Origin of the sequence: Paraburkholderia polaris, from assembly GCF_012927345.1 — a bacterium.
GTDB classification, from domain to species: domain Bacteria; phylum Pseudomonadota; class Gammaproteobacteria; order Burkholderiales; family Burkholderiaceae; genus Paraburkholderia; species Paraburkholderia polaris.
On record NZ_JABBGJ010000015.1, the window covers coordinates 74,721 to 93,309 of the forward strand.

Sequence of the window (18,589 nt, forward strand, 5' to 3'; positions counted from 1 at the left end):
ACGTTATGACGATTCTCGGCATTGAACAGATTATTTACGGCGTGACGGATCTCGCCACTTGTCGCCAGTTTTTCGCAGACTGGGGCATGACGGAAGTGGCGCATGACGAAACGCGCGCGCGCTTCGAGACGCTGAACGGTTGCACGGTTCTGATTGTCGATGCGAACGACCCGTCGCTGCCGCCCGCCTTCGAAGAAGGCCCGACGTTGCGTGAAGTGACGTGGGGCGTGGCGACGAAAGCTGAACTCGACGAATTGCGAGGCCGTTTCGCCGGCCAGCCGGGTCATTTTGAAACTGAAGACGCTGTGGGTTGTATCGACCCGAACGGTATGGCGATTCGCGTCGAAGTGACCCGCAAACGTGCGCTCGATATTCACGGTTCGCCTTCGAACGTGTGGGGCCAGACGCTGCGCGTCGATCAACCGTCACCGATCTACGAACGTGCTGAACCGGTCGAAGTGGGCCACGTGGTGTTCTTCACGAATCAACTCGCGGAACAGGAAAAGTTTTACCAGGAGCTGCTCGGCTTCGAAATGTCGGACCGCTATCCGGGCCGCGGCGCGTTCATGCGTTGCGCACCGCACGGCGGCCACCACGACATTTTCCTATTGGCCTTGCCGGGCGGTAAGCGCGGTCTCAATCACGTGGCGTTCACCGTACGCGATATCCACGAAGTGTTCGGCGGCGGCATGCATATCAGCCGTTGCGGTTGGGATACGCAACTCGGTCCCGGACGTCATCCGGTCTCGTCGGCTTACTTCTGGTACTTCCAGAATCCGGCTGGCGGTTTGATCGAGTACTACGCCGACGAAGACCAACTCACGCCCGAATGGCAGCCGCGCGATTTCGAACCGGGTCCGACCGTGTTCGCCGAATGGGCGATCGACGGCGGCATCGACGGTAATACCCGTCGGCAGAAAAACGCGAAGGCGCCGGAAGGCAAGTTCATGACGGAGCGGAAAAATGACTGACACTGCTGCTGAAAAGGCGCAAGCCGCGCATGCCGGACTCGAAGCACCGCGCACGATCGTCGTGATCGGCGGTGGTCAGGCGGCGGGTTGGGTCGTGAAGACGTTGCGCAAGGAAGGCTTCGACGGCCGACTCGTGATGATCGCCGACGAGATTCATCTGCCGTACGAGCGCCCGCCGCTGTCGAAGGCCGTGCTGGCCGGCGAGGCGGATATCGAAACCGTGCGTCTGGTGAAGCCCGAGGATTTCGACGCGCTGAATGTCGAAGCATGGCAACCGGATTGCGCGACTTCGATCGATCGTGAACAGCGCATCGTGCGCACGCAGTCGGGCCGTGAAGTGCAATACGACCGGCTGGTGATTGCAACCGGCGGCGCGGCGCGCCGTCTGCCGGACGCGCTGGTGAAGACCTCGCACATCACCTATCTGCGTACGCTCGACGAAGCCGTCGTTTTGGGCGAACGCCTGCGCGCAAGCAAGCGCGTACTCGTCGTAGGCGGTGGGTGGATCGGTCTCGAAGTTGCGGCCACTGCGCGCAAGCTCGGCGTGGCAGCGACGGTAGTGGAAGGTGCACGGCGTCTGTGCGCTCGCTCGTTGCCGCCGATGGTGTCGGATTTCCTGCTGCAACTGCATCGTGAGAATGGCGTGGACGTGCGTTTGAACGCATCGCTCGTGTCGATTGCGGATCATCCGAACGACGCCAACCGTATTCGCGCAACGTTCGCTGACGGTTCCACATTGGACGCCGATTTCGCGGTCGCCGGTATCGGCCTCACGCCGCATACGGCACTGGCGGAAGCCGCGGGTATCAAGGTGGAAGACGGCATCGTCGTCGATCATTTCGGTGCCACCGACGACCCGCGTATTTTCGCTTGCGGCGACGTTGCGAACCATCCGAGCGCGTGGTTGAAGCGCCGCGTGCGGCTCGAATCGTGGGCCAACGCGCAGAACCAGGCGATCTCGGCGGCAAAAGCATTGCTCGGTAATTTCGAACCCTATGCGGACATTCCGTGGTTCTGGTCCGACCAATACGACGTCAATCTGCAAATCCTCGGCGACATTCCGGGTGATGCACAACTCGCTGTACGCGGTGATTTGCCGGGCAAGCGTGCCACGCTTTTCCATCTGGAAGACGGCGCGATTCGCGGCGTGATCGCCATCAACACTCCACGCGAGCTGAAACTGTCGCGCAAATGGATGAATCAGGGCCGGACTATCGACCTTGCCACCCTGACCGACGCCTCAACGGCGCTTGCCTAACCACACTACGGACGGCACCACGGCATGAGAACCATCGACAACACCATGGGGGACCGCAGCAGCGCCGGTGTCTCAGGCCCCGTGACCCGGGGTTCGATCATCGCGCGTCTCGAGCGTTTGCCGAAGAATGCGATGCAGGTGCGCGCGCGTATTCTGATCGGTCTCGCGACGTTCTTCGACGGCTTCGATGTGATCGCGATCGCGGCCACGCTGCCGATCCTGATTGCGAAGTGGCATCTGACGCCGTGGGAAATTGGCTTCCTGATTGGCTCGGGTTCGATCGGGCAGTTGATCGGCGCGTTTGTGTTTCCGTGGTACGCGGAGCGCAAGGGTCGCGTGAAGGCGATTGCGTTGAGCTCGGGGATCATCGGCATTACGAGTATTGCGTGCGGGTTTGCGCCGACCTTCGCGGTGTTTGTCGTGTTACGTGTGATCCAAGGGCTGGGGCTCGGCGGCGAATTGCCCGTGGCAGCGACATACATCAACGAAATCAGCCGTGCGCATGGCCGGGGCCGTTTCGTGCTGTTGTATGAAATCGTTTTTCCGGTCGGTTTGCTCGCATCGAACGCGTTGGGTGCATGGATCGTGCCGCGCTTCGGCTGGCAGGCAATGTACTTCATCGGCGGCATGCCGTTGATCCTGTTCTTCGTTCTGCGCAAGCTGGTGCCGGAATCGCCGCGTTGGCTTGCCGAGCGTGAACGGATGGCCGACGCTGACGTAGCCGTGCATGCTTTCGAGCGCGCTGTGAAAGGTCCGCTGCCGCCGGTCGCCAATTCGGCGGAGTTCGAAGCGATGGCCAATCGCCATCCGAAGCGCCGCATGAGCGACCTGTTCGGACCGGCCTATCTGAAGCGCACGATGGCTGTGGCGATGCTGTGGATTACGTGCGGCTTCATTCAATACGGTCTGTCGACCTGGCTGCCGACGATCTATCGCACGGTTTATCACGCGCCGCTGCAACTTGCGTTGAATCTGGCGGTGGCGGCTTCGGTGCTGGGGGTGGTGGGTTCGCTGACCTGTGCGTTGCTGGTCGACAAGGTGGGTCGTAAGCCGATCATCAATTTGTCGTTCGTGGCGTGCGCGCTGTCGCTGTTGCTGGCGGGTGTGTTCCACAACTCGTCGGTGTATGTGGTGGCGACGTGCTGCGCGTTCTCGCTCGGCTTCCTTGCTTGCGGCTTCATCACGGCTTATGTGTACACGCCGGAGCTATATCCGACCAGCATCCGTGCAATGGGCTGCGGTGTGGGCGGCGCGTGGCTGAAGGTGGCGGCGATCTTCGCGCCGGCCATCGTGTCGAAGACGATGATCGGCGGCAATCTGGAAGTAGCGTTTTACATCCTCGCGGTTGTGCCGTTCATTGCGGCGATTGCGGTGCACTTTCTTGGTATCGAGACCAAGGGGAAAGTGCTGGAGCAACTCGAGGCTTGAGGCTTTTTAGCGTGCGATGAGTTTGGTGGGCGGTTGATGTAGAGGTAGAGCAGTAGCAGAACCGCAATGGCAGGGAGATGAAGGGCGCACTGGGTGGTGCGCCCTTTGTTTTTACGCGGGCGGTTGTGCATGCACTCATGCAATTCATTGGTATGCGCGATCAGTGAACTGGGCTGACCAATTTGCGCTCGCACAGAGAAAGATCACTTTGCCGTCGCTACGTAAGGGATTTACTACTCAGTTAGAGAACAATCCTCTATAAATCGGCTTCGCCTTTCGATATCTTCCACTTGATTAGTAAACCTATAAATAAAGTTGGGAGATGTTGATGATCGGTTTATCTGGATGCGCGCATTCCTGTGTCGGCACATGGGGTGGACATCGCAGGGTGTTAGTCGAGCGCGTAGCGAATTGCTGCGTTTTGGTTTGTCTGGCTATGCCAATACAGTCGGCTCATGCCGACGACATTACCTACGGATACGACGCATTGGGCCGTCTGACGTCGGTAACGGTCGCGGGCGCCATTGCGTATTACGACTACGACTTAGCCGGCAATATCACGGCGATTCGGCGGCAGGGAGCGTTGTCTGCTGCGGCACGTGCGAGCGGCGCGGGCGCTTCAAATGCCGCTGCCGTTGGCGCATCCCCTGCGCTGACTGTGCCTGCGATCCCGGTTCGAACCAGCGCGCGCTAGGTGCGCTGCAATCGCCTTCCTCTTCCGGATTTTTCCTGCACCAGTTATGCAATCCATCGATGCCTTTGCGGCGCGTCGCGTGCTGCTACGCCCGTTTGTACTGTTTTGTTTTGTGCTGCTCTCGTGGTTTGTCACGCCGCACGCGCGTGCCGATTGCTTCGCCGACTATGCGTCGAACGGCGCCTACCCGACTAATCCGAGCTGTAGCTTGCTGGCCGCGACTGCGAACTTCAAGACCGGTGGCTATGCGTGTGGTGAACCTTTTACGATCGCCGCCTATTGCGGGGGTTCGACCGGCGGTAGCACGACGGAGCCCGTCCAGCCCGACGAGACCGTGAGCGTCGATGGCGACGATGTGACCGGCAGCCCCGGTGACGCCGGCGGTTGTGGGCCCGACGCATCGGCAGGCTGTGGCAGCGGCACGTCGGGCGGTGATCCGGTCAGGCTGTACACAGGCCAATTCCATCTGGTCGCACACGACCTGCATGTGGCCGACACGATTGCACTGGATCTGGCCCGGGTCTACCGCAGCAGCGCGTACGACACATCGGGCAGGCCAATGGCTGGAGCCTTCGGCGTTGGGAGCACGTTCAACTATGACAGCTACCTGGTGGTTGGCGCGGCGGACGACAATGGCGTGCGCCAGCGGATCGAGTTGTACCTGCCGAGCGGCATCCGCATTCCGTTCGCCGTGCGCGCCGGCACCAGCACGGTCTGGGACGACCTGACGAGCCCGGGCGAATACTACCGCGCGAGCATCGGCAATGCGGATCGCAACGGGACGACCAAAGTCCTCACCCTGCGCGACGGCCGTGTGCTGCGCTTCACCCTGACTGCGGGAATGTACCGGCTGGGCAGCGTGCAGGATCGCAACGGCAATACGGTGTCGATCGCACGTGATGGCGCTAGCGGTGTCGTCACGAGCGTCACGGGCCCGAACGGACGTGCGTTGACGTTTGCTTCGTTTGTGGGCACACGCGGCACGCCGTTGATCTCGCGTGTAACCGACTCGCTGAACCGGCAGCTCAACTATGCGTACGACAGCCAGGACCGTCTCATTCAGATGACCGACGCGGATGGCGGCGCGTGGAAATACGGCTGGGATAGCAAGTCGCGACTCGTGAGTGTTGCCGACCCGGAAGGCAATCTGCAGGTCACCAACACCTATGACGACAGTGACCGCGTCACCGGCCAGACGCTCGCCGACGGCAGTACCTTCGGCTTCTCGTATGCAGTGGCGGCTGGCAAGGTCACGCAAGCCGAAGTGACGGACCGGCGTGGCAGCATCCGCCGCGTTGAGTTCGACGGGAGCGGGCGGGTGGTGCGCAATACGTATCCCGCCGGCCAGACGATCCAGCAGGTGCAGACGTTTACGCGCGACCCTAATGGTCGCGTGACGAACCTCACGTCGACCGACCGCCAATACGTCTTCACCTACGACACGAACGGGAATCGCACGAGCGAGGCCGACCAGTACGGCACGCTGGTCACGCGCACCTTCGACAGCTACAGCCTGTTGCTGACGGAAGCGCAGGCGGGTGATCCGCAGCGAGGCGTGAGAACTGTCTATACATACGATGCGAATGGCAACCTGCTGACCGTAACGGACCGGTCGGGCAATCGCACCACGCTGACGAGCGATAGTCAGGGTCGTCCGCTCACGGTGACCGACGCACTGAAGGGCGCGACGCGTTACGCGTACAACGGCGCCGACCTGACAAGCGTCACGGATCCACTCAACCGCACCACGCAGTACACAACCGACGCTGCCGGCCGCGTGACGGCGGTGCAGGATCCGCTGGGCAACAAGACCCGACGCACGCTCGACGCGCTGGATCGAACTATAGATATCACCAACGCGTTGGGTGGTGTGATCCGCTTCACGTGGGATGGTGCTGGGCATCTGCTCAGTCAATCGGATCCGAAAGGCGTGACGACACGCTATACCTACAACGCGATCGGCCGTCCGGTGAGCAAAACCGATCCGCTGGGCCAAAGCGAGACATACACGTGGACACCGGCAGGCCAACTGGCAACGCTGACCGACCGCAAGGGGCAGGTTAGAACCTATACCTACGACGCAGCGGGGCGCGCGAAGCAGATCGATTTCCAGCCAGCGGTCCGCGCGGCGGCTAGCCGGAGCTGGCATTACGGCTGGGACAACACGCTTGATAAGCTTACCGGTATCGATGACTTCGGAGCGAGCCAGCGTGGCAATGCCGATGCGGATCAGCACATCGCAACCACGCTCCTCTACTACGACAGCCTCACTGGCAAGCTTACGCGGACTTTCGACTGGCCGACCCTGCAGGGACTCTGGTCATACCGCTACGCATCCGATACGCGTGAGCTGGCTGGTATCGACATGGACCGGGCGACGGTGGACTACAGCCGCGACGCGGAACATCGCGTCACGCAGATCACGTATCAGGTGAACGACGAGGCTCCGCGGACCTTCAGCTATGGGTATGACCCGCTGGGCCGGCGCATTCAGGCGACGCTTGCCAACGGCATCACGGCGACCTACGCGTGGGATGCGGCAAGCCAGCTGACCGGCGTGACGTACAGAAGCGCCGACGGCAGTGTGTTGGGCGATCTGACATACGGGTACGACCTGGCAGGGCGGCGCACGAAGTCGAGTGGCAGTCTCGCGAAGGTCGATCTGCCGCAAGCAGTGAGCGACGCGCAATACAACGCGGCGAACCAGCTCATGCGTTGGGCAGGCAAGGCACTCGTATACGACCTCAACGGCAATCTGGCTAACGATGGCGTGAGCCAGTACAGCTGGAACGAACAGGGATTGCTGGGTCAGATAAACGGCGGCGTGACGGCAAGTTTCAGCTATGACGTGTTTAACCGACGCAAGGACCGCACGGTCAACGGTCGGCGTATGCAGACCGTCTGGATCGGCGACGAACTGAACTTCATGGTGCCTGATGGGGACTGGTCACAACGTATCCGCGTCTTCTCGCCGTATCCGGAAAGTGGGCTGGATGAATTGACGTTCCGACGTATTGGAGACGACGCGAGTCAGGACCGGTATGTTCTGCGCGATGCGAACAACAATGTGATTGCGCTGACGGATGCGAATCAGCAGAGCCAGACGCAGTACGGCTACGAGCCATACGGCAAGGCGACGCAAGCCGGTGCGGCAGATCCGAACCCGCAGCAGTACACGGGGCGGGAGAATGATGGGACGGGGCTGTATTACTATCGGAGTCGGTACTACAGTCCGAGCACAGCACGATTCATCAGCGAAGACCCCATAGGTTGGGCGAGTGGGCAGACGAATGCGTATGCTTACGTCAACGGCAATCCGGTTTCGTACAGTGATCCTTCGGGCCTGCAGGTACCGTTCCCATACACGCCGGTCCCACCGCCGCCGGGCGCAGGGTCAAACACACCGTCCTGGGTTTCTCCGCCGTGGGGTGCTCAGGGGGCTAGCGACTGGATCAGGGATACCGTTGGCGGGATATTTTCAAACGGTGACGCCGATGATCCTGTTGTCTATCCGAACAATCCGGATAAAGCTGACGATGGTGTATTCACGCCAATTAACGGAACTCCTGGAAAGCAATGTAACGATGGCTCAGTTTGGGAGCGCGATAAGTCTGGTCATGGCAATCGCGATGGTGATGGCAGTCAATGGAAGCGCTGGCCAGACAGGAAGTCATGGGAAAAGGGCCGCACTCCCCAGAGCATCTGGCCCGATGGACGCATTCGGAAATAGTGAGCAAAGGGAAGCTATGTCGCTCAAGTTCAACGATCTACTGGCCAAAGCTTTAGCTGAATGGCCCCCGGAAATCGACTTCAAGCCTTTGTTGAGGATTGACCCGACATCGAAGAGATACTCTGTTAGTGGACTCGGAGAAATGGCCGATGAGATCGGGGATCGATATATTGGATCCACCGAAGAAATTTTCATGCGAAATTTACATTGGGTGATCTTCGAGGTGCTGCGCGATGTAGCCGCCAACGTCACAAGGGTCAAGACAAGTGATTTGAGCCCGGATGCTGTCCGGAGCGGATTTGAAAGGAATCTGAAGAGGTGCATGGAAATGCCGGACTTGGGATATCCACCCGCCGCTATCGAACTGGGTAGGCGTTACTTTGCTGAGAACGGGGGCGGCGGCACAGAATAGTCCCTTATGGAGTCAGCCAAACGAAAGGCCGCGAGAGCGGCTTTGCGTTTGGCTAGCCTTGATTGGTTGGAGTAACTAGCTCGCGCTTGTCTTGACCAATCGAACATAGGTACGCACAACAATTGCAGCTACGACGTGAGGGCCCAATTGCAAACGGTTGAGTGGTGCTGCAGTACCGATGTACTACTATCGGAGTCGGTACTACAGTCCGCAGACTGGTAGGTTTATCAGTGAAGATCCGATCGGCTGGGCGAGTGGGCAGACGAATGCGTATGCTTATGTCAACGGGAATCCGGTGCAGTTCACGGACCCTACCGGTGAAGCTAGCATTACCTTCGGCCATGGAGCACGACATCTTGCCGATACGGGGCTTTCGGCACAGTGTGTTGAAGGTGCGATATCTGCGCAGGTACAGCCACTGCTACCGCAAACCAGCATCGGCGCTGGCTTTTGGGGAACGGTAGTTGTTGACGGTACGAGAATCCAGTATCGAGGGATGCCTATCAACGGCGGCGTACATATAGGAACATATTTCCCATGGTGACTCCTGGCTATCGAGAGCCTACAACGCACGAGCGAGAACTGATGGATTTACTCGTTGCTCCCGATTTCCCGGGGGTAGAGGAGATCCGGGAGCAGCTAGGGTCGTGCAATGTGCGCGAGATCGATGATGAAGGTAGCCTTGGTTTGCAGATAAAAAACGCTGTAACGGCGTCGGTTATTGCCAGGGTGCCGGTTGAACTATATGCACCGGATACAGATGGTTTCGACGTGCATGTTCTGCTGCATGTGATCGACGGGATATGCCAGGAGATCGAAATTTATAAGGACACTCCCGGACCTATAAGGAAACTGCCAGAGAGATGGAATTACTTTGTGCCATCGTCTGGCGGGTCGAATCCTTGAAATTGCCTGATGCATCACAGAAGGGGCCGCATTCGCGGCCCCTTCTGTATTTAAAGCGGCGTAATGATGAGCTTCTGGTGTTCGACGGTGATACGCACGCGCTGTCCGGGTTCAAAGCCGGCGGTCTCGATCCATCGTCCGGAGAGCTTCATCCACGGGAAGGTGGCCGGCTCCTTGCGCATATGGAAGGGCAGGCGTGCCGGTTTCTGATAGCGCCAGGATTCCTGGATGGTGACAGACCGTTCGGCGACGGGCGGACGTGTTTTCGATTGGCATCAGCCATGATCACCTCCTCGTGTGAGCTGGTGGTGGTCAGCGGGTCGTATGGGTTGCCGCCCATGCGGCCCGCGCTTTTACTGCGTAACTTCTCCTTCCTGCTTCTACCGGCTTGCGCCGGAGCCGCGCCGTGCGGCTGTCTTCTTGGCTGCTGGTGCCGGCCTTTGCTGAATCCCACCGCCTCGTCTGGTACTTGATGATAAGGCTCTCGACGACTTCCCTGATGACGGCGCGCTCGTCGTCCGAGAGCTGCTGGACGGCCTCGAACTGCAGGGCGAGGTCATCAGAAGGCATATAAAGCGACGCCACGATGTAAGCCCGTTTTGCGTGAGCAGACGCTTCGCACGTTCGGCCTGCTGATGCAGACGCTGTGCGGTAATCGGCGTGAGCGAATCGACTCGAAAGCTATTGCGCTGGTGGAACAATTCGATGAGCCCCTCTGTGAAATCTTCGTCACGGAGAAAGTTGTCGCCCGTGTTGGCGCGCACTTCCATCACGCCTTCGAAGAAGTCGAGCACCGAGACATCGAACGTGCCGCCGCCCAGATCGAAGATCAGGAACTTGCGTTCGCTGTCGCGCTGAGGCACGCCGTACGCGAGCGAGGCCGCGGTCGGTTTGTTGACGAGGTGCGGCACATTGAGCCCGGCCAGTTCGCTGGCGATGCGCGTGGCTTTGCGTTGCGCGTCTCTGAAATAGGCGGGCACGGCGATCACGGCGTCGCGTACCGTTTCGCCGAAAAAAGCCTCGGCATCGGCTTTCAACGATTTGAGCACCAGCGAAGACAGCTCCTTCGGACGCAGTGTCTGCACGCCAACCGACACGTTGCGATTCGCGCACATGTAGCGTTTGAAGTTGGTTTTGCGCCCCTCCTTGAGGAGATCGCCCAAGGTCGCGCGGGAGCGGGGTGGTGCTCCGTCCAATGGCGATAGCGGCGGCTGCATGCAAACTTGAGCCTCGAGGGGAGCGGCTGCGGTGAGAGTCGGTGCGAGCAATGCAGTACGCATGCCGGCTGGATGGACCTTCGGGCATGCATATGCGATGCCTGGCCGCGCAAGGATGGCGGCGCGAAGAGGAGATGTAAAGCGGGGGATGCAAAGCCCGGTAGGCGGGCCTGCTGCGCGATATCACAACGCCTTGCGATACACCACGAAGCCGGAGCGTTCCGCGACCTTGTCGTACAGCTTCATCGCAGTGTGATTCGTCTCATGCGTCTGCCAGTAGACCCGCTGCAAACCGTCAGCCTTGGCTCGCGCATACACTGCTTCGATCAGTGCACGGCCGACCCCTTTGCCGCGCTCCGCTTCCAGCGTGTACAGATCTTGCAGATAGCAGGTCGGCGCCACCATGGTGGTGTGACGGTGATACAGGAAGTGCACGAGGCCCAGCAACTGGCCGTTGCGTTCGGCGACCATCGCGTGCATGGGTTCATAGCCGTCGAAGAAACGGCCCCATGTGACCTGCGTGATTTCGCGCGGCAATGCCGTTTCGCCCGAGCGGCCGTAGAACGCGTTATAGGCGTCCCACAGCGGCAGCCAGGCGTCGAAGTCGGCGGCCGTGACGGGGCGGATTTGAATCGCGTCGGACATGGGTGTGGCTCCTTGTATGGTTATGGTTGCGGGCGAGTGGCGGCCCCAGAACCGTCAGCATAAGGAATTTGTGGCACCATTGTTAGCTCCACAAAACGACCAGAATTTGGAGCCACAAATTTGGACTATGGCCTGTTGATGTCGAACGTCGAGCGCGCAATGGGTGGGCGCAAGCTCACGCAGCAGGACTTGCTCTACGAGAGTTTGCGCCGCGCGATTCTCGATGGCGATATCAGGCACGGCAGCCGTCTTGTTGCTACGCGAGCGCTCGCCGAACAGTTGGGCATTGCGCGCAACTCGGTGCTGTACGCCTACGAACGGCTTACCGAAGAAGGCTTCATCACGGCGAGCCGGCATGGTTCCATCGTCAGTATGGTAAGCGGTTCAGCTGCTTCGATCTCCGCAGCAAGCGGCAGCGTGCCGACGACTGAAAACCGCCTGTCGCGCCGCGTCGCCGATCTGCCGCGCGAGCGCACGAGTCCCGACGACCCCACGCCGTTTCGTCCCGGCGTGCCCGCGCTCGACGAATTCCCGCTCGCGCAATGGCGTGCTTCAATGGAACGCGCATGGCGCTCGGTCGAGCCGGGCGAGCTCGGTTACGGCAACAACGCCGGGCACCCCGCATTGCGCCGCTCGATTGCGGAATACGTGCGCGTGTCGCGCGGCGTGCGATGTTCAGCGGAGCAGGTGTTCATCACATCCGGCACGCAGGCGAGTCTCGATCTATGCGCCTGCATGCTGGCCGACCCCGGCGACAGCGTCTGGGTCGAGGACCCGGGTTATCACGGCGCAAAGGCTGCGTTTCAGGCCGCAGGTTTGCAACTGGTGCCGATTCCCGTCGACGCTGCCGGCATGGCGCCGACGCCCGATCATTGGGAACAGACGCCACCGCGCCTGATGTACATTACGCCCTCGCATCAATATCCGCTCGGCAGTGTGCTGAGCCTCGAGCGGCGCTGGTCGATCATTGAGAACGCGGTGGCGCGCGGCGCGTGGATCATCGAGGACGACTATGACAGTGAACTGCGCCACAGCGGTCCGCCATTGCCGTCGATCCAGGGACTCGCGGCCGATACGCCGGTAATTTACCTCGGCACCTTCAGCAAGACGATGTTCCCGGCGCTGCGCATGGGCTTCATGGTCGTGCCGGCGCACCTCGTCGCCGATATCGACGAGGCGCTCAGCGAGATCGCACGGCAAGGACGCGTGGCGGAACAGATCGCGTTGGCGGATTTCATCGACAGTGGGAAATATGCGCGGCATTTACGGCGCATGCGGCGACTGTATCAGCAGCGCCGCGCCGCGCTGGTGAGCGCGATCGAGCGGCACATGGGCGACCTGGTCACGGTCTCGTCCGATGGCGGCGGCATGCATCTGACGATGCGGCTCGATGTGCCACTGCGCGACCAGGATGTGAGCGCAGTGACGCGCGAGCACGGTTTGCGTATCGCTGCGCTCAGTGCGTTTTGTCAGCCGCCTGCTCAAGACGCCGCGCGCTATAACGGTTTCATGCTTGGCTACGCGGGCGTCAAGCCGCACGAAGCAGACGCGCTGGTGGCGCGACTTGCCGCCGTGGTGCGTGGGCTAGCCGTCCCGCTGCGTGATAAACAAAGCGCTGGCGTCTGTCATCTTCGCGCTTGAATAGACGCACCTTTGTCATAACGAAAGCGAGCTAGACCGTTTCCGCCCTGAGCCAACGCGCGAGCATGGCATCGTCATCGGTATCCAGCGCTTGCGCAATCCGCTGTCCGACTGCCGCGCCGAATTTATAGCCGTGGCCCGAGCATGCCGACGCCACCAACGTGTTGCCGATGCGCTTCGAAAAAAAGCGGTTGTCCGCAGTGAACGTGTAGGCGCAGGTTTTTACTTCGGTAACCGTATATTCTTCGATGCGGCTGAACGGTGGTGAAAACAACCTGCGCAGACTGTCACCTTCTCCTGGCGCCGCGACTCGATTGGCATCAGGATCAGGCGAACGTGATTTGTGCACCCCGGCGCCGAACTTCAGGCCTATGCCGTCGATCGGCGGCAGCACGTAACCGCCGCTATCGCCACCAATATCGACGATAGCAGGCGCATTCGACCATGCGTCCTCCAGATCCGCGGGCGGCTCCATGTAGGCGACTGCGTTGCGATACGTCATCAGGTTTTCGGCGAGCGCGGGGAACAGTTGCAGCGTCCACGCGCCGGCGGCGACCACGAGCCGGTCGGCGCGGATGATGGTGTCGTCCTCGATCCGCACGGAGGCCGCGTGCGCATCGATTGCGAGCACCTTGGCGTGGGTGCGAATTTCCGCGCCACGCATCTTGAGCCACGCTTTCATGTCGCGTGCGATGCGTTCGCTAAACAGTGCGCCGCCATCGTGATCGAGGTAGGCGTAGCGAAACGTGGCGGGGTCGAGAAAGGGATAACGCTCGGCCGCTTCGTGCGGGTCGAGCCGTTCATACTCGAATTTCATCCGGTCGAGGCCGGCGCGGAATAGCTCGGCGCCATCGCCTTCGTGTTGCGAAATGCCGAGTACGCCGCAATTCGCATAGTGGGATACGCCCAGGTCATTCCACAGCAGATCCCAGCTATCGAATGCCTCGGCGATGGTGCGTGCATAGCCATCGGCATCGCCATAGGCGCGACGGATCATGCGATGCCGGTCGCCCGAGGCGGCGAGTGGATTCGGAATCGAGCCCTGCTCGATCAGCGTGACGTCGTGTCCCAGTTTCGCGAGCGACCACGCTGTGCTCAAGCCGGCAATACCCGCGCCTACGATTGTTACCCGCATGCCATCTTCCCCCGAGTCGATGTATCCGGGTCAGAGTCTAGCAGTGGGAAAAATAAATACGCGTTCCAGCAGCGGGAAAAATAAATCGGTACGCGTTTTGGCGAATCGCCACGCATGCCAGCGGGGTCGATCCAGGGTGCTACAAGCAGGCGGTGGTCTCCGCGCGCCGCCGTATCAGTGTTTGTGCTTCGACGTATGGCGCAGCTTGTCGCGTACTTTCTTCGCGGCAAACAGCGGCACGTAATCGAACACACGCGCGTCGTGCCGGTAGTCGGCCAGTGTGTCTGCATACATCTTCGAGACCGTTTCCGTGGGCGTGTCGGTTTCCTCTGCGATGCTTCTCACCACTTCGTCGACGTTAGGCTCGGGTTGGGACATGAATCTCTCCGGGGCAAGCGGGGTGGACAGGCGGGACTGCCATGAACAGGCGCGCACGACAGGAGTTTCATTACAGGATGCGATGGGCCACGACGCCAATTGAATCGGTCTATCGCATAAACCGTTCCACAGAGATTTTTGTCTTGCAGTGCCGCAAGCGCCCGCGCCGCGCGGCGATGCGAGAAATCAATGCACGCGGCAAATCAATGCGTATGCCGGTGATGAATATCCGGGAAATGCGCGTGCGCATGCGTGATCGGCGCATGGGAATGCGGATGGGTGTGCGGCTCGTCGCCATTCCACGCGAAATCGTGTTCGTGCCGGTGATGCGCGTCGTGCCGATGACGATGCGTGTGGTCCAGCGGGGCGTGCGTGTGCGGATGCTCGTGACGTTCGCGGATGTGCAGCCAGACACCCAGGGTCATCAGGGCCGCGGCCACCCAGAATAGCGGCGGCGGCAGCTCCGGCCACAGCAGCCACGACAAGGTCACGCCGAATAGTGGCGCGACCGAGAAATAGGCGCCGGTACGTGCGGTGCCGAGATTGCGCAGCGCGACGACGAACAGCACGAGACTCACGCCGTAGCCCGCGAACCCCGTCAGCATGGCGAGCGCGACGGTCGCGGCCTTGGGCCATGCAGCGCCAAGGGTGAGCGCAAGCGTCACGTTGACCGAACCGGCCACGAGCCCTTTTATGCAGGCAATGAACATGGCATCGTGAGTCGATACCTTGCGTGTGAGATTGTTGTCGACTGCCCAGCACGCGCAGGCGCCGACCAGCAGCAGCGTGCCCGGCGGCAGGCCAGCGGCCCCGGGCTGCCACGACAGTGCCACGCCGCCCGCGACGATCGCGGCCATGCCCAGGAACACCTGAATGTCGACATTCTCGCGAAACACGATCCAAGCGATCAGCGCGGTAAATACGCCTTCGAGATTCAGCAGCAGCGAGCCGGTGGCGGCCGGCGTCGTCTTCAGACCCAGCATTAACAGCGCCGGCCCCGCGACGCCGCCGGCCGCGATCGCGCCGGCGAGCCACGGCACTTCGCGCACTGGGAAAGGGTTGTGACTGACCGGCCGCCCGTCCGCGTGACCTTTCAGACGGCGCGCCAGAATCACGGCGGCAAGGCCGGTGCCGCTGCCGAGGTAGAACAGTCCAGCCAGTAGAAACGGCGATAGCGAGCCGAGCAGCGCCTTGGCGAGCGGGGTGGTGGCGCCGAACAGGGCGGCGGCGAGCAGAGCGGTGAAAGCTGCGTTGAAGCGGGTAGGCATGAGCGGAAAATTCGCTAGGGTGCGGGCGTTGTCGACACGATACCGCTATCGGGCCGTGGACGCCTATGCTTCGCTGAACAGGCGTGCGGACGGGAAATCCCGCTCGCGCGCATCCATCCGGCCCCGTCGAACGTAATGCGTTTACTACCGCTACGTTCGAGGCCATTGCCATGCGCCGTGTTGTCTATACCGCCGCCGCTGTTGCGACTGTTTTGCTGCTATCCCTCACGGGTTGCTCCAACGGTCCACCCAATCCCAACCCGCGCGCCAGCGAGCCGCTTTCGACAGTGCCCGTCGATCTGCCGCGGTACATGGGGACCTGGTACATCATCGCGAACATTCCTTATTTCGCCGAGCGCGACTTGGTGGGCAGCCGAGCGGAATGGAAATTGCGACCGGACGGCAAGATCGACGATTCGTACTACGGCCGCAAGAAGCGCTTCGACGCGCCGGAAAAGCACTATCAGTTCCTCGACACGCCCGTGCCGGGCAAAGAAGGTGGCGAGTGGAGCGTGCAACTGTTCTGGCCGGTCCACGTGACGCAGCTGACGCTCTACGTCGACCCCGATTATCACTACACGATTCTGGGTTATCCCGGCAAAAACCTCGGTTGGATCTTTTCGCGTGACCCTGACATGAGCGACGGCACCTATCGGTCGCTGCTCGCGCGGCTCGATGCGATGGGTTACGACACGTCGCGTTTCAGGCGTGTGCCGCAGCGTCCCGACCAGCTGGGCAAAGAAGGCTTTGCCTCGCCGGGCGACAAAGACTAGCGCCGCAGGCGTGCCGGATGCTGCGCCCGCGCGCATCCGATCGAGCCCTTACAGCGTATAACCCGCATCGCCATTGAACGAGGACCCCATGCCGCCACTTGCCGCCGCCGTGATCGCCCTGGTTGGGCTCGTCGTGATTTTCAGCGCCGTCTGGGCGTGGCAATTGAAGACCGAGAACGCCGGCATGGTCGACCCGGTCTGGGCCTATTCGCTCGGACTGGTCGCGGTGCTTTACGCCGTGCTCGGTACCGGCGACCCGGTGTCGCGCGCACTGACTGCGCTGGGTGGTCTGGTTTGGGGCGTTCGCCTCGGCACGCATCTGTGGAGACGCAATTACGGCAAGCCGGAAGACGCGCGCTATCGCCGCTTCCGTGACGAATGGGGCGACAAGGCAGCCAGCAAGATGTTCTGGTTTTTCCAGGTGCAAGTCGTGATCTCGATGCTGCTGTCGATCGCATTCATGGTGCCGTCGTACCGGAGCAGCCCACCGGCCATCGGATGGATCGTGCTGGCGGTCGTGCTATGGCTTGTCTCGGTAGTCGGCGAAGGCATCGCGGACCGGCAACTAAAACGCTTCACGCTGGATCCGGCCAATCACAACGCCGTGTGCCGCGTCGGCTTGTGGCGTTATTCGCGGCATCCGAATTACTTCTTTGAATGCGTGCATTGGCTCGCTTACATCGCGCTGTCGATCGGCACGCCCTGGGCCTGGTTCACGTTGTTGCCGCCAGTGCTAATGGCGTTTCTGCTGCTGAAGCTCTCCGGTATTCCGCTGCTCGAAGAAAGCATGGCGAAACGGCGCACCGGTTACGCCGATTACATGCGCACCACCAGCGCGCTGATTCCGTGGCCGCCGCGGCATTGAGATGAACCGGCCAAGGCACGTGCGAATGTTCAAAGAAAAGTCGAGGAAAAACGATAGGGAGTCAGCCTCATGAGCCTTTCCACCACCGACCATACGATGCCGCCTTCCTCGCCCGCTGAGACCGGCGACGGCTGGCTGATCCAGAGCTGCGAGCGCGGCTGGTTGCCCGATAGCCTGATCCGCTTCGGCATGCGTCAGCTAATGCGCCAGCGGCTGCGCGACGAAGCGATCGACAACGGCGAGTTACGCGCGCAACGGCTCAACCGTCTGCTGGACGACTTGCGCGCGAGTCCGATTGCTATCGAAACGCAGGCCGCCAACACGCAGCATTACGAGGTGCCGGCGTCGTTCTTCCACGCGCATCTCGGACCGCATCTGAAGTATTCGTGCTGTTTGTACCCGACCGGCAACGAGACGCTCGCACAAGCCGAAGTGGCGATGCTCGAGCGCTATGCCGAACGCGCGGAACTGGCCGACGGTCAGCGGATTCTCGATCTCGGTTGCGGATGGGGCTCGTTGTCGTTGTGGCTCGCGGCGCGTTATCCGCGCGCGCAGATCGTCGCGCTATCGAATTCGCATGGGCAGCGCGCGTTCATCGAAGCGCGTGCGGCGGAGTTCGGTTTGCACAACCTCTCGGTGGTCACGGGCAATGTCGTCGATTTCGAATTCGACGAAGCGCAGCTTGATGGCGGTTTCGATCGCGTGGTGTCGATCGAGATGTTCGAGCATATGAAGAACTACGGGCTGTTGCTCGCAAAGATTTCACGCTGGATGCGCGACGAGGCGAAGCTGTTCGTGCATATCTTCGTGCACCGCACGCTTGCGTATCACTTCCAGGTGCAGGACGGCAGCGACTGGATGTCGAAGTACTTTTTCACGGGTGGCACGATGCCGTCTGAAGCCCTGTTGCTGAACTTCCAGGACGATCTGCGGATGGAGCGGCAGTGGTGGGTGAGCGGTACGCATTACGAGCGCACAGCGAATCATTGGCTCGCCGCGCTCGATGCCGCACGTGATCGCGTGATGCCGATGCTCGTCGATACCTATGGCACGCGCGATGCGGCTGTGTGGTTGCAACGGTGGCGGATGTTTTATATGGCCGTGGCCGAGTTGTTCGGCTACGCGAATGGCAATGAGTGGGGCGTGGGGCACTATCGGTTTGTGAAGCGCTAACGAGTGTCGCTCTGCATGCAGGCGGCTTCGGGTGACGGCGCCACCGGCGTATCATCGCCGACCATTTGCTGCTGCGTTGGCGAAATTACGGCCTC

At 61.0% G+C, this 18,589-nt stretch carries 18 protein-coding genes; 12 read left to right on the forward strand and 6 right to left on the reverse strand.

All coding sequences use genetic code 11. The features are described from left to right. Nucleotides 1-5 precede the first annotated feature (5 nt). The 8 genes from HHL24_RS15565 (at nt 6) to HHL24_RS15600 (ending at nt 9,399) form a co-directional block, all read left to right on the forward strand. Nucleotides 6-971 (forward strand): VOC family protein, encoded by a 966-nt coding sequence (locus tag HHL24_RS15565; protein WP_169486347.1) that lies wholly within the window; start codon nt 6-8, stop codon nt 969-971. Beyond that, nucleotides 964-2,229 (forward strand): NAD(P)/FAD-dependent oxidoreductase, encoded by a 1,266-nt coding sequence (locus tag HHL24_RS15570; RefSeq protein ID WP_169486348.1) that lies wholly within the window; start codon nt 964-966, stop codon nt 2,227-2,229. The genes HHL24_RS15565 and HHL24_RS15570 overlap by 8 nt, the downstream gene beginning before the upstream one ends. A 24-nt stretch (nt 2,230-2,253) precedes the next feature. Continuing rightward, nucleotides 2,254-3,657: an MFS transporter gene (locus HHL24_RS15575; RefSeq protein WP_169486349.1), complete on the forward strand. Its 1,404-nt coding sequence runs from the start codon at nt 2,254-2,256 to the stop codon at nt 3,655-3,657. Between the two features lie 436 nt (nt 3,658-4,093). After that, a complete protein-coding gene (locus tag HHL24_RS15580; RefSeq protein ID WP_169486350.1) occupies nt 4,094-4,351 on the forward strand; it encodes an RHS repeat domain-containing protein in 258 nt (85 codons plus the stop codon). A 46-nt stretch (nt 4,352-4,397) separates the two neighbouring features. Further along, nucleotides 4,398-8,081 carry an RHS repeat-associated core domain-containing protein gene (locus HHL24_RS15585; protein ID WP_169486351.1) on the forward strand — a complete coding sequence of 1,228 codons (3,684 nt, stop codon included), beginning with the start codon at nt 4,398-4,400 and terminating at the stop codon, nt 8,079-8,081. Continuing rightward, entirely contained in the window at nt 8,062-8,493 is a 432-nt protein-coding gene (locus HHL24_RS15590) for a hypothetical protein (protein ID WP_169486352.1), read from the forward strand. The genes HHL24_RS15585 and HHL24_RS15590 overlap by 20 nt, the downstream gene beginning before the upstream one ends. 178 nt (nt 8,494-8,671) lie before the next feature. Beyond that, entirely contained in the window at nt 8,672-9,037 is a 366-nt protein-coding gene (locus tag HHL24_RS45065) for an RHS repeat-associated core domain-containing protein (RefSeq protein ID WP_169486353.1), read from the forward strand. Then, nucleotides 9,031-9,399, forward strand: coding sequence for a DUF6984 family protein (locus HHL24_RS15600; RefSeq protein ID WP_407947507.1), 369 nt, complete (start codon nt 9,031-9,033; stop codon nt 9,397-9,399). Before HHL24_RS45065 ends, HHL24_RS15600 begins: the two co-directional genes overlap by 7 nt. A gap of 50 nt (nt 9,400-9,449) precedes the next feature. Here the strand turns inward: HHL24_RS15600 and HHL24_RS44010 are convergent, their stop codons facing one another. The 3 genes from HHL24_RS44010 to HHL24_RS15615 all read right to left on the reverse strand — a co-directional run bounded on the left by HHL24_RS44010 (nt 9,450) and on the right by HHL24_RS15615 (nt 11,261). After that, nucleotides 9,450-9,581, reverse strand: coding sequence for a SymE family type I addiction module toxin (locus tag HHL24_RS44010; protein WP_329606666.1), 132 nt, complete (start codon nt 9,579-9,581; stop codon nt 9,450-9,452). A 198-nt stretch (nt 9,582-9,779) separates the two neighbouring features. Next, entirely contained in the window at nt 9,780-10,562 is a 783-nt protein-coding gene (locus HHL24_RS44790; protein ID WP_329606667.1) for an Hsp70 family protein, read from the reverse strand. A 237-nt stretch (nt 10,563-10,799) separates the two neighbouring features. Continuing rightward, nucleotides 10,800-11,261, reverse strand: a complete 462-nt coding sequence (locus HHL24_RS15615; protein ID WP_169486356.1) for a GNAT family N-acetyltransferase — start codon at nt 11,259-11,261, stop codon at nt 10,800-10,802. 120 nt (nt 11,262-11,381) lie between these two features. Between HHL24_RS15615 and pdxR the strand changes: the two genes are divergently transcribed. Further along, nucleotides 11,382-12,902, forward strand: coding sequence for a MocR-like pyridoxine biosynthesis transcription factor PdxR (gene pdxR, locus HHL24_RS15620; RefSeq protein WP_169486357.1), 1,521 nt, complete (start codon nt 11,382-11,384; stop codon nt 12,900-12,902). 31 nt (nt 12,903-12,933) lie between these two features. On the opposite strand, the gene HHL24_RS15625 is transcribed toward pdxR, so the two are convergent. The 3 genes from HHL24_RS15625 to HHL24_RS15635 all read right to left on the reverse strand — a co-directional run bounded on the left by HHL24_RS15625 (nt 12,934) and on the right by HHL24_RS15635 (nt 15,683). Next, on the reverse strand, nt 12,934-14,037 hold the full coding sequence (locus tag HHL24_RS15625; RefSeq protein WP_169486358.1) for an NAD(P)/FAD-dependent oxidoreductase: 1,104 nt from the start codon (nt 14,035-14,037) through the stop codon (nt 12,934-12,936). A gap of 174 nt (nt 14,038-14,211) precedes the next feature. Beyond that, nucleotides 14,212-14,415, reverse strand: coding sequence for a DUF3562 domain-containing protein (locus tag HHL24_RS15630; protein ID WP_169486359.1), 204 nt, complete (start codon nt 14,413-14,415; stop codon nt 14,212-14,214). Nucleotides 14,416-14,618: 203 nt separating this feature from the next. Further along, entirely contained in the window at nt 14,619-15,683 is a 1,065-nt protein-coding gene (locus HHL24_RS15635) for a DMT family transporter (protein ID WP_169486360.1), read from the reverse strand. 170 nt (nt 15,684-15,853) lie between these two features. Here HHL24_RS15635 and HHL24_RS15640 point away from each other — a divergent pair, with 170 nt between their 5' ends. The 3 genes from HHL24_RS15640 (at nt 15,854) to HHL24_RS15650 (ending at nt 18,494) form a co-directional block, all read left to right on the forward strand. Next, entirely contained in the window at nt 15,854-16,456 is a 603-nt protein-coding gene (locus HHL24_RS15640; protein WP_169486361.1) for a lipocalin family protein, read from the forward strand. A gap of 88 nt (nt 16,457-16,544) precedes the next feature. Next, nucleotides 16,545-17,321, forward strand: coding sequence for a DUF1295 domain-containing protein (locus HHL24_RS15645; RefSeq protein WP_169486362.1), 777 nt, complete (start codon nt 16,545-16,547; stop codon nt 17,319-17,321). A gap of 69 nt (nt 17,322-17,390) precedes the next feature. Further along, complete coding sequence (locus tag HHL24_RS15650; RefSeq protein WP_169486363.1) at nt 17,391-18,494, forward strand: SAM-dependent methyltransferase; 1,104 nt, start codon at nt 17,391-17,393, stop codon at nt 18,492-18,494. The last annotated feature ends 95 nt before the right edge of the window (nt 18,495-18,589 follow it).